Raw genomic sequence first — 24,536 nt, 5'->3', positions numbered from 1 at the left:
GCTTTCCGCCACCAGGGCACGCCACGCGTACCGAGAACGGCTAGATCAGCCCGTGCTCCCGCAGATAGTCCAGCTGCGCCCTGACGGACAGTTCGGCGGCCGGCCACAGCGAGCGGTCCACGTCGGCGTACACGTGCGCCACGATCTCGAGGGCCGTGCGATGCCCGTCCTCGACGGCCGTCTCGACTTGCGCGAGGCGGTGGGCGCGATGGGCCAGGTAGAACTCGACGGCGCCCTGGGCGTCCTCGAGCACCGGCCCGTGGCCGGGCAGCACCGTGTGCACGCCGTCGTCGACGGTGAGGGAGCGCAGCCGGCGCAGGGAGTCCAGATAGTCGCCGAGCCGCCCGTCCGGGTGTGCCACCACGGTCGTACCGCGGCCCAGGATCGTGTCCCCGGTGAGCACCGCGCGGTCGGCCGGAAGATGGAAGCAGAGCGAGTCGGCGGTGTGCCCCGGCGTCGGTACGACGCGCAGCTCAAGACCGTCGAGGCGCACCACGTCGCCCGCGGCCAGGCCCTCGTCGCCGAGCCGCAGGTCCGGGTCGAGGGCGCGTACCTTCGTGCGTGTCAGCTCCGCGAAGCGCGCTGCGCCCTCCGCGTGGTCCGGGTGCCCGTGCGTGAGCAGCGTCAGCGCGACCCGCTTGCCGGCCTGCTCGGCCGACTCGATGACGTGGCGCAGGTGGGTGTCGTCCAGCGGTCCCGGGTCGATGACCACGGCGAGCGCGGAGTCCGGTTCGGAGACGATCCAGGTGTTCGTCCCGTCGAGGGTCATCGCCGAGGCGTTGGGGGCGAGGACGTTGACGGCGCGTTCGGTCGCGGGGCCGGAGAGCACCCCGCCGCGGGGCTGGCCAGGAAGGGCGGTTGCGTCGGTCATGCGGCAGGCCCCCCGTCCCACCCGTCTCCCGCCACCACCCCATCCGGGGTGCTTCGCACCGCCCCTTTGATTCCAATGCGCTTGGTGAACTCGTCGTGGCCCGGCCAGGTCAGGACCACCTGGCCGTCCTCCAGGCGGGCCTCGGCCAGCACCGGGGTCATGTCGCAGGACGGCGCGGCGGCAAGTGCCTCGGCCGCCGAGTCGTACGCGGCGAGCCGACGCAGCATCGCGATGGTCGGCGGCATCATCATCAGCTCGCCGGCGTCGTAGCGGGCGGCCGCCTCGGCGGGGCGGATCCACACGGTGCGGTCGGCCTCCAGGGAGGTGCGGAGGGTGCGCTGCCCATCCGGGAGCGCGGCCACGAAGAACCACGTGTCGTAGCGGCGCGGTTCGAACTCGGGCGTGATCCAGCGGCCCCAGGCGCCGAGGAGGTCGGAGCGGAGGACCAGGCCGCGGCGGTCCAGGAACTCCGCGAAGGACAGGTCGCGGTCGACCAGCGCCACGCGGTCCGCGTCCCAGTCATCGCCGGTGACGTCCCCCACGACGCTGTCCGCGGTCGGCCCGGCGAGCAGAACGCCCGCCTCCTCGTACGTCTCGCGCACCGCCGCGCACACGATGGCCTGCGCGGACGCCTCGTCCACGCCGAGGCGGGCAGCCCACTCCGCGCGCGTGGGGCCCGCCCAGCGGACCAGGCGGTCGTCGTCGCGCGGGTCCACGCCGCCGCCCGGATACGCGTACGCGCCTCCGGCGAAGGCCATGGAGGCGCGCCTGCGCAGCATATGGACGGCAGGGCCGCCGTCGTCCCTCAGCAGCATGACGGTGGCGGCCCGGCGCGGGGTCGCCGGTGTGAGCTCACCGCTCGCGAGGGCGCGGATGCGGTCGGGCCACTCCGGTGGGTACCACTGACCATTTGCCATGGCCGGAGGCTAACTCGTGGCGGGCGAATGTTCGAGGGGCATGATCCGCCGCGCCGCCCCTCGGGGCGGCTTCTCAGCCCTCGCCCGTGAGCTCCACCTGGATCTCGACCTCCACCGGCGAGTCCAACGGCAGCACGGCGACACCGACCGCGCTGCGCGCATGGACGCCCTTCTCGCCGAGGACCTCGCCGAGCAGCTCGCTCGCGCCGTTGAGCACGGCGGGCTGGCCCGTGAAGTCGGGGGCGGAGGCGACGAAGCCGACCACCTTCACGACCCGCGCGATCCGGTCCAGATCGCCGGCGACCGACTTGACCGCGGCCAGCGCGTTTAGCGCACACGTACGGGCCAGGTCCCTGGCCTCCTCGGGCGTGACCTCGGCGCCGACCTTCCCGGTGACCGGAAGCTTGCCTTCCACCATCGGGAGCTGGCCCGCGGTGTAGACGTACACGCCGGTCCGGACGGCGGGCTGGTACGCGGCGAGCGGCGGCACGACCTCCGGCAGGGTCAGACCCAGCTCGGCGATCCGCGCCTCGACCGTCCCGCTCATGCGGACTTCTCGCGCTTCAGATAGGCCACCAGCTGCTCGGGGTTGGGCCCGGGCACGACTTGGACGAGCTCCCAGCCGTCCTCGCCCCAGGTGTCCAGAATCTGCTTCGTCGCGTGCACGAGAAGAGGTACGGTCGCGTATTCCCACTTGGTCATGTGGCCGACTGTAGCCGTTGCGAACGGTGGCCTCCTGCGTAGCCCGGTGCGTCACTGGTTAGGCTCGAAGACGTGAGCAGGCTCCAGGTCGTCAGCGGCAAGGGCGGTACCGGCAAGACCACGGTGGCCGCAGCCCTCGCGCTCGCCCTCGCGACCGAGGGAAAGCGCACCCTCCTGGTCGAGGTCGAGGGCAGACAGGGCATCGCACAGCTCTTCGAGACGGAGGCCCTTCCGTACGAGGAGCGCAAGATCGCGGTGGCTCCCGGGGGCGGGGAGGTGTTCGCCCTCGCCATCGACCCCGAGTTGGCGCTGCTCGACTACCTCCAGATGTTCTACAAGATGGGCGGCGCCGGCCGCGCGCTCAAGAAGCTCGGCGCCATCGACTTCGCGACCACCATCGCGCCAGGGCTGCGCGACGTGCTCCTCACCGGCAAGGCCTGCGAGGCGGTCCGCCGCAAGGACAAGCGTGGCCGTTTCGTGTACGACTACGTGGTGATGGACGCGCCGCCGACCGGCCGCATCACCCGCTTCCTGAACGTGAACGACGAGGTCGCGGGCCTGGCGAAGATCGGCCCCATACACAATCAGGCGCAGGCCGTCATGCGGGTCATCAAGTCGCCCGAGACCGAGGTGCATCTGGTGACGCTCCTCGAGGAGATGCCGGTCCAGGAGACGGCGGACGGCGTCGGTGAGCTGCGTGCCGCGCGGCTGCCGGTGGGGCGGGTCATCGTGAACATGGTGCGGCCCGCCGTCCTCGACGAGGCCTCTGTGGAGCTCGCGCAGAGCGTGCCGCGGACGGCGCTCGCCAAGACGCTGTCGTCGGCCGGTCTCGGCGGCGCGCGCCGCGGCGGCCTCGCGGAGCGGCTCGTGGACCCGCTGCTCGAACAGGCCGAGGAGTACGCCGAGCGGTACGCCCTGGAGCGCGACCAGCGCGCCGTACTGACCGACCTCGGGCTGCCGCTGCACGAACTGCCGCTGCTCGCCGAGGGAATGGACCTGGCAGGCCTCTACCGGCTCGCCACGGAACTGCGGAAGCAAGGGATCTCATGACGCTGGACGCGGTGCGCACGCTCGACGTCGACCCCCTGCTCGACGACCCGAAGACCCGCATCGTGGTCTGCTGCGGCTCGGGCGGTGTCGGCAAGACGACCACGGCCGCGGCCCTGGGGCTGCGCGCCGCCGAGCGCGGCCGGAAGGTCGTGGTGCTGACCATCGACCCGGCCCGCAGGCTCGCCCAGTCCATGGGCATCGACACCCTCGACAACACTCCGCGCCAGGTCAAGGGCATCGACGAGTCCGCGGGCGGCGAACTGCACGCCATGATGCTCGACATGAAGCGCACGTTCGACGAGATCGTCGAGGCGCACGCGAACGGCGACCGGGCCCGCCAGATCCTGGAGAACCCCTTCTACCAGTCCCTGTCGGCCGGTTTCGCCGGTACGCAGGAGTACATGGCGATGGAGAAGCTGGGCCAGCTGCGCTCCCGCGACCAGTGGGACCTGATCGTCGTCGACACCCCGCCGTCGCGCTCCGCGCTGGACTTCCTGGACGCGCCCAAGCGGCTCGGTTCGTTCCTGGACGGCAAGCTGATCCGGGTCCTGATGGCGCCGGCGAAGATGGGCGGCCGGGCCGGGATGAAGTTCCTGAACGTCGGCATGTCGATGATGACGGGCGCCCTGGGCAAGCTGCTCGGCGGGCAACTCCTGCAGGACGTCCAGACGTTCGTGGCCGCGATGGACACCATGTTCGGCGGCTTCCGCACCCGGGCCGACGCCACGTACCGGCTGCTGCAGGCGCCGGGCACGGCGTTCCTCGTGGTGGCGGCCCCGGAGCGGGACGCGCTGCGCGAGGCGGCGTACTTCGTGGAGCGGTTGGCCGCGGAGGACATGCCGCTGGCCGGTCTCGTGCTGAACCGGGTGCACGGCAGCGGAGCGGCCCGGCTGTCGGCGGAGCGGGCGCTCGCAGCCGCGGAAAACCTCGAAGCAGAAAATCTTGACGAGAGCCGCATTGTGGATCAGGAGGGCGGGAAAGCTGGAGTTCGTAACTCCCCCGAAACGCCCGCCGATTCTGCCAAGTCTCCTGACCCCCACGGCAGTTCACGTGATACCGGCTCAGCCGCAGGTTCGGACACTCCCGACGAAGGCTCCCCCGCCTCGGACCGAACCGACCGGGCCGACGGAACCAACCGGTCGGCCGAGCAAGCAGCAGAACAACTGACCACACTGACCGCAGGCCTGCTCAGGCTGCACGCCGAGCGGATGCAGCTGCTCACCCGCGAGCAGCGCACACGCGACCGCTTCACCGCGCTCCACCCGGAGGTGGCCGTGACCGAAGTGGCCGCTCTGCCCGGCGATGTGCACGACATCGCAGGACTTCGGGCCATCGGAGACCGGCTCGCGGCCGGAGAACGACCGACCGGAGCTGCCTGAACCCCGTATCCGCAGATGGGTTGGTCACCCCGCATCTGCAGACGGGAATCCCCCGCGACCGCGGTGGGCGATCAGCCCACCGCGACGAGGCTCTCGTACACCTCTTCGTCGGCGTCGACAGGCAGCAGACCTGCCCCGCGCTCGTATTCCGTACGCGCGGTCTCGAGCAGCCTGCGCCACGAGGTGACGGTGGGGCGCCGGCGCAGAAGCGCACGGCGCTCCCGCTCGGTCATACCGCCCCACACGCCGAACTCGACGCGGTTGTCCAGCGCGTCGGCCAGGCACTCGGTGCGCACCGGACACCCGGTGCAGACCGCCTTGGCCCTGTTCTGCGCTGCTCCTTGTACGAACAGTTCGTCCGGATCAGTAGTGCGGCAGGCCGCCTGCGCACTCCAGTCGGTTACCCAGCCCATACCGGCGCCGTCCTCTCCCGAATCGAGGCTCCCCCACGGCGGCAGCGGCATATTCACCGCCGCCAGTTGAGGACGTTACGGAAGGTGGGCACAGCGCAACACCCCCTTCGGGCCCAATCTTGAATGGCCCGAACGGACTATGCGTACGCGGCAGATCACCCAACGGAGTGAGCTGGGGACATGCGTAAGGAACCCGGCAAACCGGGGCAGTTCAGTTGAGTCACAACGGACGGCCAGTGACACATAAGGCAGATTCGGACATGCCCCCACCGCAGGGGAAGGTTGACGTCCAGTAACGATTCGGGCTCGCCGGACGCTGCGCCGTGACTTGCGGTGGGACTGCCGGAGGGACCAGTCGGGGAGCGACCCCAAAGTCCCATACGACCAGGTATGACCAACACTGCCGTGACAGCCGAGAGCAGCTTAGGCCAAGGGATATACGGATGTCCGGCGAATCAGAACGTACGCTTCCTCCATGGCAAACAAGCGCTCGGGCGGTGGTCTCTCGCCAACGCAGCAGGCCGCCAAGTTCCTCGGTGTCAGCGTGCTCGCTGGAGCGGTGCTGGCCGGTATCGCGCTGCCCGCCGTGGGCGCGCTCGGACTTGCGGCCAAGGGGTCGGTCGACAGCTTCGACGAGATCCCGGCGAATCTGAAGCGGCCGCCCCTGAGCCAGCGCACCACGATCCTGGACAGCAAGGGCGGCACGATCGCCACGGTCTACTCACGCGACCGTACGGTGGTCGACCTCAAGGACATCTCGCCGTACATGCAGAAGGCGATCGTCGCGATCGAGGACGCCCGCTTCTACGAGCACGGCGCGGTCGACCTCAAGGGCATCCTGCGCGCGCTCAACGAGAACGCGCAGAGCGGCGGGGTGGCCCAGGGCGCGTCCACGCTGACCCAGCAGTACGTCAAGAACGTCTTCGTCGAGGAGGCCGGCGACGACCCGACGAAGGTCGCGCAGGCCACCCAGCAGACCATCGGCCGCAAGATCCGCGAGCTGAAGTACGCGATCCAGGTCGAGGAGAAGCTGGGCAAGAAGCGCATCCTCGAGAACTACCTGAACATCACGTTCTTCGGGCAGCAGGCGTACGGCGTCGAGGCCGCGTCCCGGCGGTACTTCTCCAAGTCCGCCAAGGACCTGAACCTGGAAGAGGCCGCGCTGCTCGCCGGCATCGTCCAGTCGCCGAGCCGCTACGACCCGATCAACGACGAGACCGAGGCCAAGAGGCGGCGCAACGTCGTGCTGCAGCGCATGGCCGACACCGGCGACATCTCCCAGGAGGATGCCGACAAGGCCAAGGAGAAGCCGCTCGGACTGAACGTCAGCAGGCCCAAGAACGGCTGCATCACGGCGGTCAAGGGCGCCGGGTTCTTCTGCGACTACGTGGAGCGGGTCTTCAAGAGCGACCCGGTCTTCGGCAAGACCAAGAAGGACCGCCAGAAGATCTGGAACCAGGGCGGCCTCACGATCCGTACGACGCTCGACCCGCAGGCGCAGAAGTCGGTGCAGGCGTCGATCAAGCAGCACGTGAAGCAGAGCGACGACGTGGCGACCGCAGCGACCATCGTCGAGCCCGGCACCGGCAAGATCCTCGCGATGGGCCAGTCCCGGCCGTACGGCTTCGGGAAGAGCGAGAGCGCCATCAACCTGTCCGTGGACAAGTCGATGGGCGGCGGCGCGGGTTACCAGCCCGGATCGACGTTCAAGCCGATCGTCGCGGCGGCGGCCATAGAGGGTGGCAAGCCGGCGACGCAGACGTACCCGTCGCCGTACGAGATGCCGTATCCGAGCCCGGTCGCGCAGTGCAACGGCCAGCGGTATGTGAACACCAAGGGCGAAAAGCTCACCAACGAGAACAAGTCCGAGGTCGGCCCGTACGCCATGAAGGAGGCGACCGCGAAGTCGGTCAACACCTACTACGTACAGCTGATCGCCGACATCGGCGTCTGCCCGGTGGTTCAGATGGCGAAGAAGATGGGCGTCGAGCGCGCCGACGGCGGGGCCCTGGGCCAGGGTCCGTCCATCGCGCTGGGCACGCAGGAGATGTCGCCGCTGACGATGGCGAACGCGTACGCGACGTTCGCCTCGCGCGGCACGTACTGCACGCCGATCGCGATCGAGTCGATCACGCAGGAGCTCGGCGGCGAGGAGAAGAAGCCGCTGGACGTGCCGAAGTCGACCTGCACGCGCGCGATGTCGGAGAAGACCGCCGACACGGTCAACACGATCCTGAGGGGCGTCGTCGAGGACGGTACGGGCCAGCAGGCCGGCCTGGGCAGCCGCCCGAGCGCTGGCAAGACCGGTACGACGGACTCCCGCTACGCCGCCTGGTTCGTCGGCTACACGCCGAACATGTCGGGCGCCGTCTGGGTCGGCGACCCGCAGCACAAGCGGCAGATGACCAACATCACCATCGGCGGCAGCTACTACGACAAGGTCTACGGCGGCGAGGTCCCCGGACCGATCTGGCGGGACGCGATGGACGGGGCGCTCGCGGGCAAGCCCGCGCCCGACTTCAACCTGATCAACATCCCCGACCAGAACACGGACAAGAACAAGGACAAGGGCAAGAAGGGCGACGACAAGGGAAACGGGGGCGCAACGCAGACCCCGCTGCCCAGCATCAGCATCCCGCCGGACTTCCTCGGAGGGGTGACCAGCGGCGGGAACAACGGGGGCGGCAACGGGAGGAACGGCGGATGACGCCAGTCGCTGCCGATCGTTGCTGATCGCTGCTGAGACGCAAGTGAGGGCGCCCCCTGAGGCAGGGGGCGCCCTCACTGACGTATGGAGACGGGGGCTGCGGACGCGCGGTCAGCCCGCGAGAGCTTCTAGCGGTCAGCCCGCGAGGAGCTTCTTGACGATCGCCGCGACGCGGCCGCCCTCCGCCTGGCCCGCGACCTTGGGGTTCACGATCTTCATGACCTGACCCATGGCGCGTGGCCCCTCGGCGCCGGCCGCCTTCGCCTCCTCGACCGCCTGCGCGACGATCTGCTGGAGCTCGTCGTCGGACAGCTGCTTCGGCAGGTACGCGGCGAGGACCTCGCCCTCCTCCTTCTCCCGCTCGGCCTGCTCGGCGCGGCCGCCCTGCGCGAAGGCGTCCGCGGCCTCACGCCGCTTCTTCGCCTCCTTGGTGATCACCTTCAGCACCTCGTCGTCGGAGAGCTCGCGCGCCGTCTTGCCCGCGACCTCCTCCTTCGTGATGGCGGCGAGGGTGAGCCGGAGCGTCGAGGAGCGCAGCTCATCGCGCTCCTTGATCGCCGCGGTGAGGTCTTCCTGCAGCTTCGACTTGAGCGTGGTCATGCCGCGATTCTCGCAGGTGCGTCCAGCCGGACGCCCGCTGATTTCCGGCGCCCCGGGGTTCTGACACGATGAGCGTATGCGCGCGCGATACGGAGTACCCCTGGGCATCACGGCGACCGCGGCGGCGGGGCTCGTCTACGCGGCGGGCTTCGAGGCCCGCTCCTTCCGGCTCCGACGGGTCACCGTGCCCGTCCTGCCGAGAGGCATGCGCCCCCTGCGCGTCCTCCAGGTCTCCGACATCCACATGGTCTCCGGCCAGCGCAAGAAGCAGCGCTGGCTGCGCTCGCTGGCCGGGCTGCGCCCCGACTTCGTGATCAACACCGGGGACAACCTCTCGGACCCGGAGGGCGTACCGGAGGTACTGGACGCCCTGGGCCCGCTGCTGGACTACCCGGGCGCGTACGTCTTCGGCTCGAACGACTACTACGGCCCGAAGCTGCGCAACCCCGCCCGCTACCTCGTCGACAAGGCACGCGGCCGGCACGGGCTCAACGGCAATCCGCCCTCCGTCGGCGCCGTCCACAACCCGTGGGAGGGCCTGCGCGACGGCTTCGACGCGGCAGGTTGGGTGAATCTGACCAACACCCGCGGTTCGCTGAAGATAGACGGCTTCGAGATCGCACTGACGGGCGTGGACGACCCGCACATCAAACGCGACCGGTACGCGCGCGTGGCGGGCGGTCCCCCGGCGGGCGCCGACTTCTCGATGGGCATCGTGCACGCCCCGTATCTGCGCAACCTCGACGCCTTCACCGAGGACGGCTATCCGCTGATCCTGGCGGGCCACACCCACGGCGGCCAGCTGTGCATCCCCTTCTACGGCGCCCTGGTCACCAACTGCGACCTGGACACGGACCGGGTGAAGGGCCTCTCCACACACTCGGCGGCCGGCAACGTCTCCTACCTGCACGTCTCGGCGGGCTGCGGCACCAACCGCTACACGCCGGTACGGTTCGCGTGCCCGCCGGAGGCGACGCTGCTGACCCTGACGCCGCGGGTCTGACCCGACGGGTTCGGCACCGGTTTGCGGCGCTCCGCGTCGGCCGGCACGACGCCCCAGGTCAGCCCCGCCCGCCGGCCCCGGAAAACCGGATTTCGTCTCCGGCCGCCGGTCCGCTAAAGTAATCGATGTCGCCGCGACCTGCGGGCCGCAACAGCGACATCGGGGTGTGGCGCAGCTTGGTAGCGCGCTTCGTTCGGGACGAAGAGGTCGTGGGTTCAAATCCCGCCACCCCGACAGTGAAGTAAAAGGTCAGAGGCCAGGTACTGAATTCAGTACCTGGCCTCTCGCCTTGTGCGTGTCTATCTGCGTGACCACCGCTCCAGATCCCGAGCGAAGATGCCGTCCATGACCACGGCGCCCGTTTGGATCACCGGCCGGATCTGCTTCCGGTACACCTCCTCGGCCACGGCCGTGCCGGAGTGACCGACGAGCCGGGAGATCTCCTCCAGGGGGACGCCACGGTCAGACGAGCCAGTGTTCCTCCACTTGTCGCCAGCGGCGAGCCGACCCCAGTCCTGATCCTCGAAGTGCTGCCAGAGGACGTCGACGCATCTGGCCGGCAGGGCGAGCGTCCGTCGGGACTTCCGGGTTTTCGTGTCCCCGCCACGCCGGACCGAACGCCACATCGCGATGTGCGGAGGCTGCGGCGGGTCGGAGTCCGGCGACGTCCCGCCAGGCCGTACGCGAGCCAGTCGTTCACCGCGTCGGCGACGGTGTAACCCGTCGGAGCGATCGCGAGACCGTCTTCATAGTCGCGCAGAGCAGGGGTTGCTTCGCGCACCCGCGGCGCTTATCGTTTCTCGATAACATCGATAAACGATAAGCGAGGCGGGGCGCCATGACCGAAGACCGGAAGATGCTCGAACCCATGGCCACGGTCGTGTCCATCGTCCTCCGCACCCTGTTGGCCCTCCTGACGGCAGGGGTCGTCTTCTCGGTCATCCGCGGCAGTTGGGCGGACCTCAACGTCTGCATCGTCGACGAGTCGACCACCAGCTCGGTCACCACCGGCGGCTTCGCCTTCACCCCCGAGAGCGGGGCGCAGGTCGACTCGATCCCCCGCTACTGCGCCGAGACACCCGACGCACACCTGCGTCTCCTGGACGAACTCAGCGAACTGCCGTCGACGTTGCTACTGATCAGCGGCCTCTTCCTGCTGCACCGACTCCTGCAGGGAGCGGCGCGCGAGGGTGTCTACACCGTGCAGACGGCATCCCGGCTTCGCCTGCTCGGCTGGTGGCTGCTCGTCGGGAGCCTGGCCGTCGAGATCGCCGAGGCCAACGCCAGAGCAGCTCTGCTCGCGGCACTGGCCAAGAACGCGGACTTCTCGGCCGGGACCTGGCTGAGCATGTGGACACCCCCCTACCTGGCCGTACTGACCGGTCTCGGCCTGCTGACCTTCGCACGGATCACCCGCGCAGGCGCGTCCATGCGCGAGGACCTTGAAGGGGTCGTCTGATGGCCGCCGCCGACGACCACGAGGGCCATGACATCGAGGTGCACCTCGACAAGCTCCTCAGCGAGCGCGGCATGACCGTCACCGAACTCGCCAACCGCGTCGGCGTGACCAACGTCAACCTGTCCGTGCTCAAGAACGGACGCGCCAAGGCGATCCGGTTCACCACCCTCACCCGGATCTGCGAAGTCCTGCAGTGCCAGCCGGGAGACCTGCTCAGCTACCGCCCCGGATCGCCCTCCGGAAGCCCTCGGAAGTCCTGACCCGCACGATCAACTCGACATGTTCCCCCTGAAAAGGAGACCCATATGTTCAGCCTCATGGACACCGGTACGAAGATCGCGATCGCGGTCGTCCTGGCCGTCATGATCACCGCGGTGTTCGTCGTGGGCCGGTGGCTCACCCGCCGCTGAGACCGCTTCCCGTACTTCCGTCGGCGTACGTAGTTCGGGCGTACGCCGACATGTCGTTGACACAGGCAGCTCCTCACACTGGCAATGGCCGGTCCCGACGTCGCGGGCGCCGCGATCACCCGGTGACCCACAGGGTCGCCTCCCGGCTGTTCAGCCCCGCGCTGTCATGGCGGGTACGGGGAAGGTGATGCCGGTCAGTTCCTCGGAGACGGTCCACAGGCGTCGGAGGCGCTGGGCGCGACTGCCCACCTGCGATGCTCGCCAACCTGCCGAGGCCGGACGATCCCCCGGCAAGCGGGCCACCGGTCGCCCTTTGGCGTTGCTGCATGACCGGCGACCTGAGCGGCGCCGCGCGCCGCGGCGGCGCGCGCGGCGGCGGCGCGCCGCAGAGTTCAGGTACGGGGGCCGGCGGCCAGGAACCGGCGGAGAGACGTCGTCATGCTGGTGACGAAGGCGTCGCGGGTCCGGTCGGGGACGAGGTCGAGGGACAGGTAGGGGTTGAGGTCCTCCAGTTCGACCAGCAGGAGGTCCCCGTCCTGGGTGCGGCAGGCGTCCACGCGCTGGATGCCGTGGTCGATGGTGTTCCAGTCGATGAAGCGCCGGGCGAAGGCCAGGTCGGCTGCCGTGGGCTCGTAGGGCTCGAGGACCCAGCGTCGGCCGGGGTCGGGGGCGTGGAGGGCGTACTGGCAGTCGTCGTCGACGTAGTAGAAGGAGACCTCGTAGCGGAAGTCGATGCGTGGCTGGACGAGGATGTCGCCCCAGTCCTGGCCCTCCAGCTCCTCCCGTGACACGAAGCTCAGGCCTATGGAGTCCGCTCCGGCCTTCGGCTTGGCCGCGTACAAGGCGGTCTCGGGCAGCCGCCCCAGATCCCCGGGCCGGTCGATGGTGGGGATGACCGGGTATCCGGCCTCTGTCAGGTCGAGCAGGTACTGCTTGCCCTTCATGTCAGCCCGGCCGGTCAGCGGGTTGTAGACCCGGGTGCCGCGGGCAACGGCCTGATCGCGGAAGGCGTCGTACTCCTTCTGGTAGTGCAGGACGGGCCCGCTGTTGCGGACCACGACGGCATCGAAGCCGTCCATCAGAGCCACGGCATCCAGCGGGTGGCACAACGCGATGTCGAAGTCCGCGCGCAGCCGGGAGGACAGGTGGATGTCCTCGTCGCAGTACCGCCGCCCTCGGGCCTGATAGGCGAGGTCGGTCACGTACAGGAGGCTGGGGCGGGCTCGCACGTTGCGTCTCCTCGCGGTCGGTGGCCAGCACATGTAATCAGGTCACGGCGCGGGCATGCGCTCTCCGCCACTCGTTGACGAAGACACGCCGCCGTGTCAAGTCACGCTTTTTTGGGGCATGACCGTCATCTCCCGATCCTGTCTGCTGACCTTAGGGCCGCATCAAGGCCTCAGGGCCGCATCAAGGGATGCAGCCCTCAGTCAAGCCTTTGAGATCGAGTCGAGGTGTAATCCATGAGCACTCTCAATCCTGCATGGGTGAGTGAAGCACCCCGTGGCTGGGGCCATGCGCCACCCCCACCGGAATCACGCGTGGTCGCCGCACCGGCCGGAACGCCCTATCACCGGTTGGCGCGGACCGAGCTGCACCGCTGGTGGCGCCCGCTGGTGGCCACGGTGGTCGCCGTGATCGGCTGGTTTCTGCTCCAGCTCAACGTGGGAATCGGAATGGGCGTGGCGGCGGGGCTGACCGGGGTCGAGCAGGGCACGGGCGACCTGCTCTTCGCCGATCCGCTCTGGGACAACGCTGCCGTGCTGCTTACACTCGCGCTACTCCTACCAGGGGTGCTGATTGCCGCGCGCCTGGTGCAACGCCGGCCGGCCGGCTCCCTGTCCTCGGTGACCGGACGGCTGCGCTGGCGCTGGCTGCTGGTCTGCATGGCGGCGGCCATGGTCGCGGTGGCGCTCCTGTTCAACCTGATAGCTGTCTTCACCGCCGCAGCCGGGGACGTGCCCTGGAACTCGATGTTCGCCCTGCCATCCAGTGGTTGGGCGGACTGGCCGACGTTCCTGACCGCCGCCGTGGTGCTCGTATTGCTGACGCCGTTCCAGGCCGCCGCTGAGGAGTACGTCTTCCGCGGCTGGCTCCCGCAGGTCTTCGGCTCCTACCTGCGCGCCCCCTGGGTCGGCATCATCGTGGCAGGTGGGCTGTTCGCCCTGGCCCACGGGCTCGGCACGCCATGGGGCTTCGCCGAGCTGTTCCTGTTCAGCTTCGTCCTGGGTGTGCTGGTGCTCCGTACCGGAGGGCTGGAGGCGGCCATCGCCGTCCATGTGGTCAACAACCTCTTCTTCTTCCTGCTCTCCGCCGCCTTCGTGGGCGGGCTCAGCGATGACGGGAGCGCCGGCATCGCGGCTTCCCCCTGGCCGATGCTGGCGGCCGGCGCGGTCGTTTGGCCGTTGTACGGGTGGGTGATCCTGCGCCTGGCCTCCCGGTTCCGCATCGCACGTACCGCCCCGGAAGTCCCTCGGAGGCTGGTCAAGGCTCCGGCGACCACGGGGTGACGTCCGCCGGCGCCCCGACGATGAAAACAGCAGGTCGAGCGGGAAGGGCCTGGTCCTCAACGAGGATCAGGCCCTTCTGGCGTTCTCTGCACATTTCACCTGCGGGCACAGGCGTCCCATGGCTCACGGTGCGGACACGCCCTTGACACCGCGAGTGCCGCACCGGCAGGGTCTCGATCATGAATGCTTCCGCTGATCACCTGTGCGCGTCCGCCGCGCTGGTGGAGCGGCGCCATGTCGATCTGTGCCGGCAGTCCAGCGCCATCTGTCGCTGATCCCACGGGTCTCTCTCCTTCTTCGCACTCTCCTTCGTCGCGCTCGCGCACGCCTCCGTACTTACGGACGTCTGCGCGCACCCACGAGGTCCCGCCTGCTCTCGCGCGCTCCCCCTAGGTTTCAAGGAACACCTATGTCCGATACCTCACGCATATCCGAAAACTCCTCCCTACCTTCCGAGGCCGCAACGCCCGGCGGCGCCCGTGACGGCATCTCCCGGCGGCTGTTCGGCGGGTTGGTCGGCGGCGGCGCCCTGACCGCTGTGGCCGGGCCGGCTGCCGCCGCGTCGGGCACGACCGGGACAAGCACGACCGCATCCGGTACGAACGCCTCCGGCGCATCCGCGGAGAAGCCCTTCCGGGCCCGCGCGGGCGCTGGGCACGGTCGGCGCCCGAACCTGCTGGTCATCCTCGGCGACGACCTCGGCTGGGCCGATCTGTCGTCCTACGGCGCACCGCACATCAAGACCCCGAACCTGGACCGCCTCGCCCGTGAGGGTGTCCGGTTCACCGACGCGTACTCCGGCTCGGCGACCTGCTCCCCGACCCGGTTCAGCCTGTACACCGGCCGCTATCCGGGCCGTACGAAGGGCGGGCTCGCCGAACCCGTCGGCGACAGGTCCCAGGGGCTCGACCCCAACCACCCCACGCTCGCATCGCTGTTGAAGGCGGCGGGTTACTCGACCGCGCTCATCGGCAAGTGGCACTGCGGGTGGCTGCCGGACTACAGCCCCACGAAGTCCGGTTGGGACGAGTTCTTCGGCAACTTCGGCGGCGTACTGGAGTACTTCTCCAAGCTCGGGCAGCTCGGCGACTACGACCTCTACGAGGGCGACGCGACGTACCAGGACCTGCGCTACTACACGACGGTCCTGACCGAGCGGGCCGTGGAGTACGTCAGCCGGGACCACGACAAGCCGTGGCTGCTCAACCTCAACTTCACCACCCCGCACTGGCCCTGGCTCGCCGAGGACGACGCGGAGACCGGGGCCGAGATCGCGGCGAAGATACGCGCGGCGAGCAATCAGGGGCAGGTCCTCAGCGCGCTGCTCCACAACGACGGCGGTTCGGTCGACAAGTACACGGAGATGGTCGAGAGCCTCGACGCCGCGGTCGGCGAAGTGCTGGCGGCGCTGCGGCGTTCCGGGCAGGAGGAGAACACGCTGGTGCTGTTCGCCAGTGACAACGGAGGCGAGCGCTTCTCCTACAACTGGCCGCTCAGCGGCAACAAGTCCCAGCTGCTGGAGGGCGGCATCCGCGTGCCGACCATCGTGCGCTGGCCCGCCCGGATCGACGGGCACCAGGTGAGCCACGAGCCCAGCTTCTCCCCCGACTGGACCGCCACCTTCCTTGAACTGGGCGGCGCGCGGCCCCACCCCGCGTACCCGCTGGACGGCACCAGTCTCGCCGGCTATCTGCTGCGGGGCGAGGAGCTGCCCGAGCGCGAGCTGTTCTGGCGCGTACGGGCCAACAGGGCGCTGCGGCGCGGCGACTGGAAGTACTACCAGGACGCGGGTGGCAAGGACCACCTGTACAACCTCGCCCAGGACTCGCGCGAGCAGGCCGACCTGGCACCCGACCGGCCGGAGCTGCTCGCGGAGCTCAAGGCGTCCTGGGAGAAGACGGCAGCGGAGCTGCTTCCGTATCCGGCGGCCGGATGACGTTGTCCGACGGCCGGGCGCGTGCGACGTCCGGGATCACGAAGGTTCCTCCAGGACAGACAGCACGTTCCCGGCAGGATCGGTGAACCACGCGATCAGCGGGCCGCCGCGGAAGATGCCTTTCTCGTCGGTCTCGAGTTGGTCGTAGCGCTGGAACTGCACGCCCCTTCTGCTCAGTTCGTCGACCGCCGCCTCGATGTCGTCCACGGGGAAGTTGAGGATCGTGTACGTCGCCGGGGTGTGGTCCGGCTTGGGGTAGACCAGGGTGTCCCGGTCACCCGCGATGTGCAGCGTCAGGAGGCCGTTCGCTTCCGACACCCTGATGCCGAGCGTCTCGCCGTAGAACTTCCTGGCCGCATCGATGTCGTCCACCGAGAAACCGCTGAACGCCTTCGTCGTGCCGAACATGATCTGATCGCCTCCCGGGCCGTCTCGCTTGTCCCTCTGTTCCTCACTTGTGGAGACCGGGCGGCGGCCCGGAACTCATCGCCCGGTGCCTCGGCCCCGGAAGTTATCCACAGTCCGGTTGTTATCCACAGGCTGAGGTGCTCATCGGCGCGATGTCGGCGGGTCCAGGCACTATGGGGCCATGACTGAGAGCAACGGGTCCGGGCCCATGCCGGACGATGCAGCCACCCGGGACGACGCGGGGATGCCCGACTGGGAGAAGCGCTTCCGTGCGCCGAGAGTGTCCCTGCCGGACTGGGCACAGGACGCGCCGGACCGGTCGCTGTTCGTGTCCAACGCGTCGGGGACGTACGAGCTGTATGGGTGGGACCGGGCCACGGGCGAGCAGCGCCAGGTCACCGACCGGCCGAACGGCACCACGGACGGCGTGCTCTCGCCGGACGGCGAGTGGATCTGGTGGTTCGACGACACGGACGGCGACGAGTTCGGCGTCTGGAAGCGCCAGCCCTTCCACGGGGGCGCCGACGAAGCCGCGGTGGCCGGCCTCAAGGCGTCGTATCCGGCAGGCCTGGCCATCGGCCGGGACGGGCGCACGGTGGTCGTCGGCCGTTCGACCGACGAGGAGGGCTCGACGATCCATGTCGTACGAGGGGTGGGCGGGCCCGTCGAGGTCTACCGGCACCCCGAGTCGGCCGGCGTCGGCGACCTCTCCCACGACGGCTCACTGATCGCGATCGAGCACACCGAGCACGGCGACGCCATGCACTCCGCGATCCGGGTGCTCCGGCCGGACGGCTCGGTGGTCGCCGAGCTGGACGACACCAAGGGCGGCACGGTCGAGCTGGGGCTCGAGGTCCTCGGCTTCGCCCCGGTCGACGGGGACACGCGGCTGCTCGTCGGGCACCAGCGGCGCGGGCGCTGGGAGCCGATGGTGTGGGACGTCGCCTCGGGAAAGGAGACGGACCTGGCGCTGGAGCTGCCCGGCGACGTCTCGGCGGAGTGGTATCCGGACGGGTCGGCGCTGCTGATCGCGCACAGCTTCGAGGCACGCAGCGAGCTGTGGCGCTTCGAGCCGGCCACGCGCGCGCTGGTCCGTCTGGACACGCCCCCCGGCTCGGTGTCCGGAGCGACGGCGCGGCCCGACGGAAGCGTCGAGTTCCTGTGGTCGTCCGCGGCTGAGCCCCCGGTGGTCCGGTCGACGTCCGGTGGTGTGGTGCTGGATCCGCCCGGGATGAGGTCGCCGGGTTCGGTGCCCGTCGAGGACGTGTGGGTGGAGGGGCCCGGGGGCCGTATTCACGCCCTCGTTCAGAAGCCCGCCGGTGCGACCGGCCCTCTTCCCACCGTGTTCGAGATCCACGGCGGCCCGACCTGGCACGACAGCGACTCCTTCGCGGGGGGTCCGGCGGCCTGGGTGGACCACGGCTATGCGGTGGTCCGCGTCAACTACCGGGGGTCGACGGGGTACGGACGGGAGTGGACGGACGCGCTCAAGCACCGGGTGGGCCTCATCGAGCTGGAGGACATCGCGGCGGTCCGGGAGTGGGCGGTGACGTCGGGCCTCGCGGACCCGGCGAAGCTCGTGCTCGCCGGCGGTTCGTGGGGCGGCTATCTGACCCTGCTCGGCCTCGGCACCCAGCCCGACGCCTGGGCGATAGGGCTGGCAGCGGTCCCGGTCGCGGACTACGTCACGGCGTACCACGACGAGATGGAGGCCCTGAAGGCGATGGACCGCACCCTTCTGGGCGGTACGCCGGAGGAGGTGCCGGAGCGCTTCGAGGCGTCCTCCCCGCTGACGTACGTGGACGCGGTGAAGGCGCCCGTCTACATCTCGGCCGGCGTCAACGACCCGCGCTGCCCGATCCACCAGATCGACAATTATGTGGACCGGCTCGCGGCGCGTGGTGCGGTCCACGAGGTCTACCGCTACGACGCGGGGCACGGGTCGCTGGTGGTGGACGAGCGGATCAAGCAGGTGCGGCTCGAGCTGGACTTCGCGGAGCGGCACCTCAACGGCCTCAGCGGCTGACGCTCGACGGGGACGCGGACGTGGGGGCGCGGAACGGGGACGCGGACGTGGGGGCGCGGAACGGGGACGCGGACGTGGGGACGCGAACGGGGGACGCGGACCCGTGACGTAGACCGGTGACCACCCCCACGGCCGAGCCGCCCGCGCGGCCCCCGTACCGTGGAGGTGTGTACCGGTTCCTGCTGACCCCTCGCTGGTGGGGGATCAACGTCTTCGTCCTGCTGGCCATCCCCTTCTGCATCTTCATGGGGTCGTGGCAGCTGGGGCGGTTCGAGGACCGCGTCCAGGACCACCGGTCCGCCTCCGAGGAGTCCGCTCAGGACAAGCGGGCCGCGGCCCGGCCGCTCGACTCGCTCCTGCCCGTCGACCAGGAGACGTCGGGCGACCGCGCCACGGCGACCGGCCGGTACGGCAAGCAGCTCCTCGTCCCGGACCGGGAGCTGGACGGCAAGCGCGGGTTCTACGTGGTGACGATGCTGCGCACGGACAGCGGCAAGGCCCTGCCCGTCGTACGCGGGTGGCTGCCCGGCGACGCGTCCGCCGCGAAGGCCCCGGCCCCGCCCGCCGGCGAGGTCACCGTGACCGGCGCGCTGCAGGCGTCGGAGAACGCGGACTCCGACGGGGTGATGGCGACGGGCGGGCTGCCCGCGGGACAGCTCGGCATGATCAGCGCCGCGTCGTTGGTGAACCTCGTGCCGTACGACGTGTACGACGCGTGGATCACCCTCGACAAGGCCGACGCGGGCATGAAGGCGGTACCTGCGACGGAGCCGCAGGGCGGCGGGCTCGACCTCAAGGCGTTCCAGAACCTCGGCTACACCGGTGAGTGGTTCGTCTTCGCGGGGTTCGTCGTCTTCATGTGGTTCCGGCTGCTGCGCCGGGAGGCGGAGTTCGCCAGGGACGCCGAGCTCGGGCTGAGCCCCGAGGGCGATGAACTGGAGGACCAGAGCGCCGGGGACCGGGTCCCCACTGCCTGAAAGCGGACCGGGTCCCCACTGCGGGAAATAGGCCGCAGGCTGCCCGAAAGAGGCGGCAGGACCCCGACGGCTTCGGAAAGCCGCCCCAGGGGTCCGCTCCACTCGAGGTGAGCGTGAGCACACCTACTCCGTCGCGAGCACTCCCGTGTGGTAGATCGTCCCTGCGCACGCGTTGGAGATGGTCGCCGACACCGTCGGGGTGCCGGGCTCCGCGGTCAGGGTGAGGAGCACGCTGCCGTCCGCCGTGCCGCCGTCCTCGGTGACGAGCTGCGTCGTCGTGCCGCTCTGCTCGGACGTGCCACTGGTGGAACCGGTGGCGCTGTCCCCCGACGGTGACGGGTCGGGCGAGGGTTCTCCGCCGCCACCGCCGCCATCGCCACTCGTGGTGGGACAGGTCTCCGACGGCATCCAGGCGAACCGCACCTGGTACGACTTGCCCGGCGCGAGAACCAGCTGGCTTGCCTCCAGGGACGGATCGGGAAGCCCGGAGCCGTCCCCGGCGGTGTGGTCCACGAGGTTGATCTTCGTGGTGTCCGCCGCGCCCTGCGCAGTGGTGTTCATGGTCCCGGCGCCTTCGACCGTGCAGGCGGCGCTGGAGACGTTCGTGATCGTGAAGCTCCCGTAGACCTTGCCCTCGGCGTCCGCTGACCCGACGCTCGGCGTGGCCTTCCCCAGTTCGTTCACGCCGCAGGCGGGCGAGCTCGCGGCCGCCGTACTGGCAGAGTCCGGGGCGCCGGTGGCGCTGCCCGTCGCGCCCTTGCCCTGGTCGTTCTTGCCCTTGTCGCCGTTCTTGCCCTTGGACTTCGACGTGCTCGAGCCGCTGCCGTCGTTCTTCTCGCTGCCGTCCGGGCTCGCACCGTCACCGTTTTGGCCCTCTGCCTCGCCGACGTGCCCGACGGCGGAGGACACGTCCGGAGAGCCTGCCGAGTTCGAGACATGGACGAGCGCCGGGATGGCGGTGCCGACGAAGAGTGCGGCCGCGGCCATGCCGACGACGGCCTGGCGCTTGCGCGCACGGCGCGCGGGCACGGCACGCCGCAGATGTTCGAGGGAACCGTCGGTCGGCTCGATGTCCTGGACCGCATGGTGCAGCATCCTGCGCAGAGCCAGCTCGTCGGAGCCCAGCTCATCCGGATACGCCCCGTCCCCACCACGCGGACCGGAGCCCGCACCGCCGGCCTGGCGACCGCCGTTGGAGTCGCCGTAGCCGCGGTAGGACGTGTCGGAGCCGTCGTAGGACATGTCGGAGCCGTCGTAAGACGTGTCAGAGCCGTCGCGAGGGGTGTCCGGCCCGTCGTAGGAGCTTTCGGGGCCGTGATTCACAGTTCCGTTCCCAGCATGCCGCTCGTACTCGTACCACTCGGCCCCATCAGGCCGCCCGTGCTCGACCCCGTCCGGGCCATTCACCTCGGCCCATTCAGGCCGTCCGCGCCCGGCCTCGCCGCCGCCGCGCCACTCAGGCCGCTCGGGCCGTCCCCGTCCGGCCTCACCGCCGCCCGGCCGCCACCGCTGCTCGCTCATGCGGGCGCCTCCATGGCGACGCGCAGGGCCGCGATGCCGCGAGAGCCGTACGCCTTCACCGAACCAAGCGATATGCCCAGAGTGTCGGCGACCTGTGCCTCGGTCATGTCCGCGAAGTAGCGCAGCACCAGCACCTCGCGCTGGCGCCGCTGCAGGCCGCGCATGGCCTTGATCAGCGCGTCGCGCTCCAGCTGGTCGTACGCACCCTCCTCGGCGCTCGCCATGTCGGGCATCGGCTTGGAGAGCAGCTTCAGCCCGAGGATGCGGCGGCGCAGCGCGGACCGCGAGAGGTTGACCACGGTCTGCCGCAGATACGCGAGGGTCTTCTCCGGATCGCGGACGCGTTTGCGCGCGGAGTGCACGCGGATGAAGGCCTCCTGGACGACGTCCTCGCAGGAGGCCGTGTCGTCGAGGAGGAGCGCCGCCAGTCCGAGGAGCGACCGGTAGTGGGCGCGATAGGTCTCGGTGAGATGGTCGACCGTCGTGCCGGCGGCCATGCTCTCCTCAGCGCCCTCTCGTTGGGACGGAATGCGGGCGGGCCGCGCCTGGGGCATGGGGGCGATCACCGGCATACCGCCGCCGGCCGAGCCGGGCGTGCGGGGTCGGCGGGGCGGCCGAAGGGATGCGCCCCTCGCCCGTACCGTTGTGAAGTCGAGTACCTCTGCCACGCCAGTTTGACGCGCCTCCCCCCGTCAGGGTTGTACGCGTCAGGCATCACATGTGCCGGGGACACCGCTTTTGACGGTGCATCACTTGACCTCATGCGTACCAGCTCTTCCCCTATGCCCCGTTTGTCCATGCCGCGTTCGTCACAGCCCCAGGCGCCCCAGACGGGCGACCGCTAAAGACGCTCCCCGCCCCGTGCGCGGTTGCACGGGGCGGGGAGCGAAATCTTCGAACGCCGGATGGGCTCGGCTCAAGTGGTCTGGACCTTTTTTGGCAGCCCCTTAAACCTTCAACGATTCTTTCAAACGATCCCGGACTTGGCCAGGGAGATTCCGGATATCGGACGGTCGGCTGACGAGCCGGCACCCGCACACAGTGCGACCCGACATCACGCCGCCCTGAACTCCGCAGCCACCAGCTCGGCGATCTGCGCCGTGTTCAGCGCCGCACCCTTGCGCAGATTGTCACCGCACACGAAGAGTTCGAGCGCGGTCGGATCGTCGAGTGCGCGCCGCACCCGGCCGACCCATGTCGGGTCGGTCCCCACCACGTCCGCGGGCGTGGGGAACTCACCAGCGGCCGGGTCGTCGACGAGGACGACGCCGGGCGCCGTCGCCAGGATCTCGCGCGCCCGGTCGACGGTGACCTCGCCCTCGAAGCGGGCGTGGACGGTCAAGGAGTGCGTGGTGACGACGGGGACGCGCACGCAGGTCGCGGCGACCTTCAGCTCGGGCAGTCCGAGGATCTTGCGGGACTCGTCCCGCACCTTCATCTCCTCCGACGACCACCCGTCGTCCCGGAGCGACCCCGCCCAGGGCACGACGTTCAGCGCGACCGGCTCGGGGAACGGTCCGGTGGCGTCGCCCACGGCCCGCCGTACGTCACCGGGCGACGTCCCGAGCTCCGTACCGGCGACGAGTTTCAGCTGCTCCCGCAAGGTGTCGATGCCCGCGCGCCCGGCACCGCTCACCGCCTGGTACGAGGAGACGACCAGCTCGCGCAGCCCGAACTCGGCGTGGAGCGCTCCCACTGCCACGATCATCGAGAGAGTCGTGCAGTTGGGGTTGGCGATGATGCCGCGCGGACGCACGCGTGCGGCATGCGGATTGACCTCGGGCACCACGAGTGGCACCTCCGGGTCCATCCGGAAGGCGGCCGAGTTGTCCACGACGACCGCGCCCTTGGCGGCGGCGACGGGCGCCCACTGCGCGGACACCTCGTCCGGTACGTCGAACATCGCGATGTCGACGCCGTCGAAGGCCTCCTCGCCCAGGGCCACGACCTCGACCTCCTCGCCGCGCACGGTCAGCTTGCGGCCGACCGAGCGCGGCGAGGCGATGAGTCGGATCTCGCCCCAGATGTCCGCGTGCTGAGAGAGGATCTGGAGCATGACGGTGCCGACGGCCCCGGTCGCTCCCACGACAGCGAGCGTCGGTCGTCCGGTCATCCCCGTACGCCTTCCTGGCCGGCGGTCATCGTCGTACGCATCTTCGTGGCCCTCTGTGGCCGACGGCGCAGGTCAGCGCCCGGTGCCGCCGTAGACGACGGCCTCGTCGCTGTCGGAGTCCAGCCCGAACGCGGTGTGCACGGCGCGCACGGCCTCCGGGACGTCGTCGGCGCGGGTCACGACCGAGATGCGGATCTCGGAGGTCGAGATCAGCTCGATGTTGACGCGTGCGTCGCTGAGCGCCTCGAAGAAGGCGGCCGTGACACCCGGGTTGGTCTTCATACCCGCGCCGACCAGGGAGATCTTGCCGATCTGGTCGTCGTAGCGCAGGGACTCGAAGCCGATGACGGACTTGGCCTTCTCCAGCGCGTCGATGGCCTTGCGGCCCTCGGTCTTCGGCAGCGTGAAGGAGATGTCCGTCAGGCCCGTGGCCGCGGCCGACACGTTCTGCACGACCATGTCGATGTTGATCTCCGCGTCGGCGATCGCGCGGAAGATCGAGGCGGCCTCACCCGGCTTGTCCGGCACGCCGACGACCGTGACCTTGGCCTCGGAGGTGTCGTGAGCGACACCGGAAATGATGGCCTGCTCCACCTTCGTGTCCCCTTGCGGTTCGTTGCTGACCCAGGTGCCCTGCAGTCCCGAGAAGGACGAGCGGACGTGGATCGGGATGTTGTAACGACGTGCGTACTCGACGCAGCGGTGCAGCAGCACCTTCGAGCCGGAGGCCGCGAGCTCCAGCATGTCCTCGAACGAGATCCAGTCGATCTTGCGAGCCTTCTTCACGACGCGCGGGTCGGCGGTGAAGACGCCGTCCACGTCGGTGTAGATCTCGCAGACCTCGGCGTCGAGGGCGGCGGCGAGGGCGACGGCGGTCGTGTCCGAGCCGCCGCGGCCCAGCGTGGTGATGTCCTTGCTGTCCTGGGACACGCCCTGGAAGCCGGCGACGATGGCGATGTTGCCCTCGTCGAGCGCCGTCCTGATGCGGCCCGGCGTGACATCGATGATCCGCGCTTTGTTGTGGACCGAGTCGGTGATGACGCCTGCCTGGCTGCCGGTGAACGACTGGGCCTCGTGGCCCAGGTTTTTGATCGCCATCGCCAGCAGGGCCATGGAGATCCGCTCTCCGGCGGTCAGCAGCATGTCGAACTCACGCCCGGTAGGCATCGGGGATACCTGCTCGGCGAGATCGATCAGCTCGTCCGTCGTGTCGCCCATCGCAGAAACGACCACAACCACCTGGTTGCCGTTCTTCTTCGCTTCCACGATCCGCTTGGCGACGCGCTTGATGCCTTCGGCATCGGCTACGGAGGAGCCTCCGTACTTCTGCACGACAAGGCCCACGTGCGCTCCTCGCTCAATCCGTTTCGTCCCGCATATATCGCGTATATGCGGTCGACCCACATGACTGCGGTCGACTCAGTCTAACGAGCGGCCGAATTCCGCCCCTGTGATATCGCATCGTGAGATGTCCCGCTCACGACGCGCATCGACGCTCGATCGCCAGGGACGACGCTCCGGCCGCTCGGACTGG

General features: G+C 69.6%; 23 protein-coding genes, 1 tRNA gene and 1 pseudogene. 12 read left to right on the top strand and 13 right to left on the bottom strand.

Features of this window, described 5'->3' with window-relative positions; all coding sequences use genetic code 11:
* Positions 1 to 40: 40 nt before the first annotated feature.
* From ABT009_RS11060 to sp36, 4 genes are all read right to left on the bottom strand, one after another.
* Positions 41 to 871 carry an MBL fold metallo-hydrolase gene (locus tag ABT009_RS11060; RefSeq protein ID WP_351291921.1) on the bottom strand — a complete coding sequence of 277 codons (831 nt, stop codon included), beginning with the start codon at positions 869 to 871 and terminating at the stop codon, positions 41 to 43.
* The gene (locus ABT009_RS11055) at positions 868 to 1,788 is read right to left on the bottom strand and encodes an NUDIX hydrolase (protein WP_351291919.1); all 921 of its coding nucleotides are present in this window, start codon (positions 1,786 to 1,788) and stop codon (positions 868 to 870) included. Before ABT009_RS11055 ends, ABT009_RS11060 begins: the two co-directional genes overlap by 4 nt.
* 73 nt (positions 1,789 to 1,861) lie before the next feature.
* A complete protein-coding gene (locus ABT009_RS11050; RefSeq protein ID WP_351291917.1) occupies positions 1,862 to 2,335 on the bottom strand; it encodes a RidA family protein in 474 nt (157 codons plus the stop codon).
* Positions 2,332 to 2,490, bottom strand: coding sequence for a Sp36 family protein (gene sp36 / locus ABT009_RS11045; protein WP_351291915.1), 159 nt, complete (start codon positions 2,488 to 2,490; stop codon positions 2,332 to 2,334). Before sp36 ends, ABT009_RS11050 begins: the two co-directional genes overlap by 4 nt.
* A gap of 72 nt (positions 2,491 to 2,562) precedes the next feature.
* Here sp36 and bagA point away from each other — a divergent pair, with 72 nt between their 5' ends.
* Positions 2,563 to 3,540 (top strand): ATPase BagA, encoded by a 978-nt coding sequence (bagA, locus tag ABT009_RS11040; protein WP_351291913.1) that lies wholly within the window; start codon positions 2,563 to 2,565, stop codon positions 3,538 to 3,540.
* Positions 3,537 to 4,919, top strand: a complete 1,383-nt coding sequence (bagB, locus tag ABT009_RS11035; RefSeq protein ID WP_351291911.1) for an ATPase BagB — start codon at positions 3,537 to 3,539, stop codon at positions 4,917 to 4,919. The genes bagA and bagB overlap by 4 nt, the downstream gene beginning before the upstream one ends.
* 71 nt (positions 4,920 to 4,990) lie before the next feature.
* Here the strand turns inward: bagB and ABT009_RS11030 are convergent, their stop codons facing one another.
* Positions 4,991 to 5,332, bottom strand: coding sequence for a WhiB family transcriptional regulator (locus ABT009_RS11030; RefSeq protein ID WP_351291909.1), 342 nt, complete (start codon positions 5,330 to 5,332; stop codon positions 4,991 to 4,993).
* 475 nt (positions 5,333 to 5,807) lie between these two features.
* Here ABT009_RS11030 and ABT009_RS11025 point away from each other — a divergent pair, with 475 nt between their 5' ends.
* The gene (locus ABT009_RS11025) at positions 5,808 to 8,039 is read left to right on the top strand and encodes a transglycosylase domain-containing protein (protein WP_351291907.1); all 2,232 of its coding nucleotides are present in this window, start codon (positions 5,808 to 5,810) and stop codon (positions 8,037 to 8,039) included.
* A gap of 135 nt (positions 8,040 to 8,174) precedes the next feature.
* Here the strand turns inward: ABT009_RS11025 and ABT009_RS11020 are convergent, their stop codons facing one another.
* The gene (locus ABT009_RS11020) at positions 8,175 to 8,639 is read right to left on the bottom strand and encodes a GatB/YqeY domain-containing protein (protein WP_351291905.1); all 465 of its coding nucleotides are present in this window, start codon (positions 8,637 to 8,639) and stop codon (positions 8,175 to 8,177) included.
* A gap of 76 nt (positions 8,640 to 8,715) precedes the next feature.
* Here ABT009_RS11020 and ABT009_RS11015 point away from each other — a divergent pair, with 76 nt between their 5' ends.
* Together ABT009_RS11015 and ABT009_RS11010 are read left to right on the top strand one after the other, a co-directional pair.
* Positions 8,716 to 9,642, top strand: a complete 927-nt coding sequence (locus tag ABT009_RS11015) for a metallophosphoesterase (RefSeq protein ID WP_351291903.1) — start codon at positions 8,716 to 8,718, stop codon at positions 9,640 to 9,642.
* Between the two features lie 160 nt (positions 9,643 to 9,802).
* Positions 9,803 to 9,876, top strand: a tRNA-Pro gene (locus ABT009_RS11010).
* A gap of 65 nt (positions 9,877 to 9,941) precedes the next feature.
* Here the strand turns inward: ABT009_RS11010 and ABT009_RS11005 are convergent.
* Positions 9,942 to 10,304: pseudogene (locus tag ABT009_RS11005) on the bottom strand (site-specific integrase); the annotation flags it as partial.
* Between the two features lie 176 nt (positions 10,305 to 10,480).
* Between ABT009_RS11005 and ABT009_RS11000 the strand changes: the two are divergent.
* Positions 10,481 to 11,101, top strand: a complete 621-nt coding sequence (locus ABT009_RS11000; RefSeq protein ID WP_351291901.1) for a hypothetical protein — start codon at positions 10,481 to 10,483, stop codon at positions 11,099 to 11,101.
* Positions 11,101 to 11,361, top strand: a complete 261-nt coding sequence (locus ABT009_RS10995; protein WP_351291899.1) for a helix-turn-helix domain-containing protein — start codon at positions 11,101 to 11,103, stop codon at positions 11,359 to 11,361. The genes ABT009_RS11000 and ABT009_RS10995 overlap by 1 nt, the downstream gene beginning before the upstream one ends.
* Before the next feature lie 542 nt (positions 11,362 to 11,903).
* Here the strand turns inward: ABT009_RS10995 and ABT009_RS10990 are convergent.
* Complete coding sequence (locus ABT009_RS10990) at positions 11,904 to 12,740, bottom strand: ATP-grasp domain-containing protein (protein WP_351291897.1); 837 nt, start codon at positions 12,738 to 12,740, stop codon at positions 11,904 to 11,906.
* Between the two features lie 312 nt (positions 12,741 to 13,052).
* Between ABT009_RS10990 and ABT009_RS10985 the strand changes: the two genes are divergently transcribed.
* The 3 genes from ABT009_RS10985 (at position 13,053) to ABT009_RS10975 (ending at position 15,957) form a co-directional block, all read left to right on the top strand.
* A complete protein-coding gene (locus ABT009_RS10985; protein ID WP_351291895.1) occupies positions 13,053 to 14,021 on the top strand; it encodes a CPBP family intramembrane glutamic endopeptidase in 969 nt (322 codons plus the stop codon).
* Between the two features lie 179 nt (positions 14,022 to 14,200).
* A complete protein-coding gene (locus tag ABT009_RS10980) occupies positions 14,201 to 14,296 on the top strand; it encodes a putative leader peptide (protein WP_351291893.1) in 96 nt (31 codons plus the stop codon).
* Positions 14,297 to 14,430: 134 nt separating this feature from the next.
* On the top strand, positions 14,431 to 15,957 hold the full coding sequence (locus tag ABT009_RS10975; RefSeq protein WP_351291891.1) for a sulfatase family protein: 1,527 nt from the start codon (positions 14,431 to 14,433) through the stop codon (positions 15,955 to 15,957).
* A 36-nt stretch (positions 15,958 to 15,993) separates the two neighbouring features.
* Here the strand turns inward: ABT009_RS10975 and ABT009_RS10970 are convergent, their stop codons facing one another.
* Positions 15,994 to 16,365, bottom strand: coding sequence for a VOC family protein (locus ABT009_RS10970; RefSeq protein ID WP_351291889.1), 372 nt, complete (start codon positions 16,363 to 16,365; stop codon positions 15,994 to 15,996).
* Between the two features lie 181 nt (positions 16,366 to 16,546).
* On the opposite strand from ABT009_RS10970, the gene ABT009_RS10965 reads away from it, so the two are divergent.
* Together ABT009_RS10965 and ABT009_RS10960 are read left to right on the top strand one after the other, a co-directional pair.
* Entirely contained in the window at positions 16,547 to 18,391 is a 1,845-nt protein-coding gene (locus ABT009_RS10965) for a S9 family peptidase (RefSeq protein WP_502989844.1), read from the top strand.
* 167 nt (positions 18,392 to 18,558) lie between these two features.
* Positions 18,559 to 19,368 carry an SURF1 family protein gene (locus ABT009_RS10960; RefSeq protein ID WP_351292189.1) on the top strand — a complete coding sequence of 270 codons (810 nt, stop codon included), beginning with the start codon at positions 18,559 to 18,561 and terminating at the stop codon, positions 19,366 to 19,368.
* Positions 19,369 to 19,491: 123 nt separating this feature from the next.
* On the opposite strand, the gene ABT009_RS10955 is transcribed toward ABT009_RS10960, so the two are convergent.
* The 4 genes from ABT009_RS10955 to ABT009_RS10940 all read right to left on the bottom strand — a co-directional run bounded on the left by ABT009_RS10955 (position 19,492) and on the right by ABT009_RS10940 (position 24,346).
* Positions 19,492 to 20,889, bottom strand: coding sequence for a hypothetical protein (locus ABT009_RS10955; RefSeq protein ID WP_351291887.1), 1,398 nt, complete (start codon positions 20,887 to 20,889; stop codon positions 19,492 to 19,494).
* Entirely contained in the window at positions 20,886 to 21,557 is a 672-nt protein-coding gene (locus ABT009_RS10950) for a SigE family RNA polymerase sigma factor (RefSeq protein WP_351291886.1), read from the bottom strand. Before ABT009_RS10950 ends, ABT009_RS10955 begins: the two co-directional genes overlap by 4 nt.
* Before the next feature lie 386 nt (positions 21,558 to 21,943).
* A complete protein-coding gene (locus tag ABT009_RS10945) occupies positions 21,944 to 23,002 on the bottom strand; it encodes an aspartate-semialdehyde dehydrogenase (protein ID WP_351291884.1) in 1,059 nt (352 codons plus the stop codon).
* 72 nt (positions 23,003 to 23,074) lie between these two features.
* Entirely contained in the window at positions 23,075 to 24,346 is a 1,272-nt protein-coding gene (locus tag ABT009_RS10940; RefSeq protein ID WP_351291882.1) for an aspartate kinase, read from the bottom strand.
* Positions 24,347 to 24,536 lie beyond the last annotated feature (190 nt).

This window comes from Streptomyces sp. NPDC002896, from assembly GCF_040295225.1.
Lineage (GTDB): Bacteria > Actinomycetota > Actinomycetes > Streptomycetales > Streptomycetaceae > Streptomyces.
The sequence above is the reverse complement of the archived record's forward strand: the minus strand, read 5'-3'. Positions and strand labels throughout refer to the sequence as shown.

Coding starts and splice junctions, on each gene's coding strand:
- ABT009_RS10945 (WP_351291884.1), bottom strand. CDS start 23,002: ATGACCGGACGACCGACGCTCGCTGTCGTGGGAGCGACCGGGGCCGTC.
- ABT009_RS10955 (WP_351291887.1), bottom strand. CDS start 20,889: ATGAGCGAGCAGCGGTGGCGGCCGGGCGGCGGTGAGGCCGGACGGGGA.
- ABT009_RS10970 (WP_351291889.1), bottom strand. CDS start 16,365: ATGTTCGGCACGACGAAGGCGTTCAGCGGTTTCTCGGTGGACGACATC.
- ABT009_RS11060 (WP_351291921.1), bottom strand. CDS start 871: ATGACCGACGCAACCGCCCTTCCTGGCCAGCCCCGCGGCGGGGTGCTC.
- ABT009_RS10965 (WP_502989844.1), top strand. CDS start 16,547: ATGACTGAGAGCAACGGGTCCGGGCCCATGCCGGACGATGCAGCCACC.
- ABT009_RS11055 (WP_351291919.1), bottom strand. CDS start 1,788: ATGGCAAATGGTCAGTGGTACCCACCGGAGTGGCCCGACCGCATCCGC.
- ABT009_RS11025 (WP_351291907.1), top strand. CDS start 5,808: ATGGCAAACAAGCGCTCGGGCGGTGGTCTCTCGCCAACGCAGCAGGCC.
- ABT009_RS11050 (WP_351291917.1), bottom strand. CDS start 2,335: ATGAGCGGGACGGTCGAGGCGCGGATCGCCGAGCTGGGTCTGACCCTG.
- sp36 (WP_351291915.1), bottom strand. CDS start 2,490: ATGACCAAGTGGGAATACGCGACCGTACCTCTTCTCGTGCACGCGACG.
- ABT009_RS11020 (WP_351291905.1), bottom strand. CDS start 8,639: ATGACCACGCTCAAGTCGAAGCTGCAGGAAGACCTCACCGCGGCGATC.
- bagB (WP_351291911.1), top strand. CDS start 3,537: ATGACGCTGGACGCGGTGCGCACGCTCGACGTCGACCCCCTGCTCGAC.
- ABT009_RS11030 (WP_351291909.1), bottom strand. CDS start 5,332: ATGGGCTGGGTAACCGACTGGAGTGCGCAGGCGGCCTGCCGCACTACT.
- ABT009_RS11000 (WP_351291901.1), top strand. CDS start 10,481: ATGACCGAAGACCGGAAGATGCTCGAACCCATGGCCACGGTCGTGTCC.
- ABT009_RS11015 (WP_351291903.1), top strand. CDS start 8,716: ATGCGCGCGCGATACGGAGTACCCCTGGGCATCACGGCGACCGCGGCG.
- ABT009_RS10975 (WP_351291891.1), top strand. CDS start 14,431: ATGTCCGATACCTCACGCATATCCGAAAACTCCTCCCTACCTTCCGAG.
- ABT009_RS10995 (WP_351291899.1), top strand. CDS start 11,101: ATGGCCGCCGCCGACGACCACGAGGGCCATGACATCGAGGTGCACCTC.
- ABT009_RS10980 (WP_351291893.1), top strand. CDS start 14,201: ATGAATGCTTCCGCTGATCACCTGTGCGCGTCCGCCGCGCTGGTGGAG.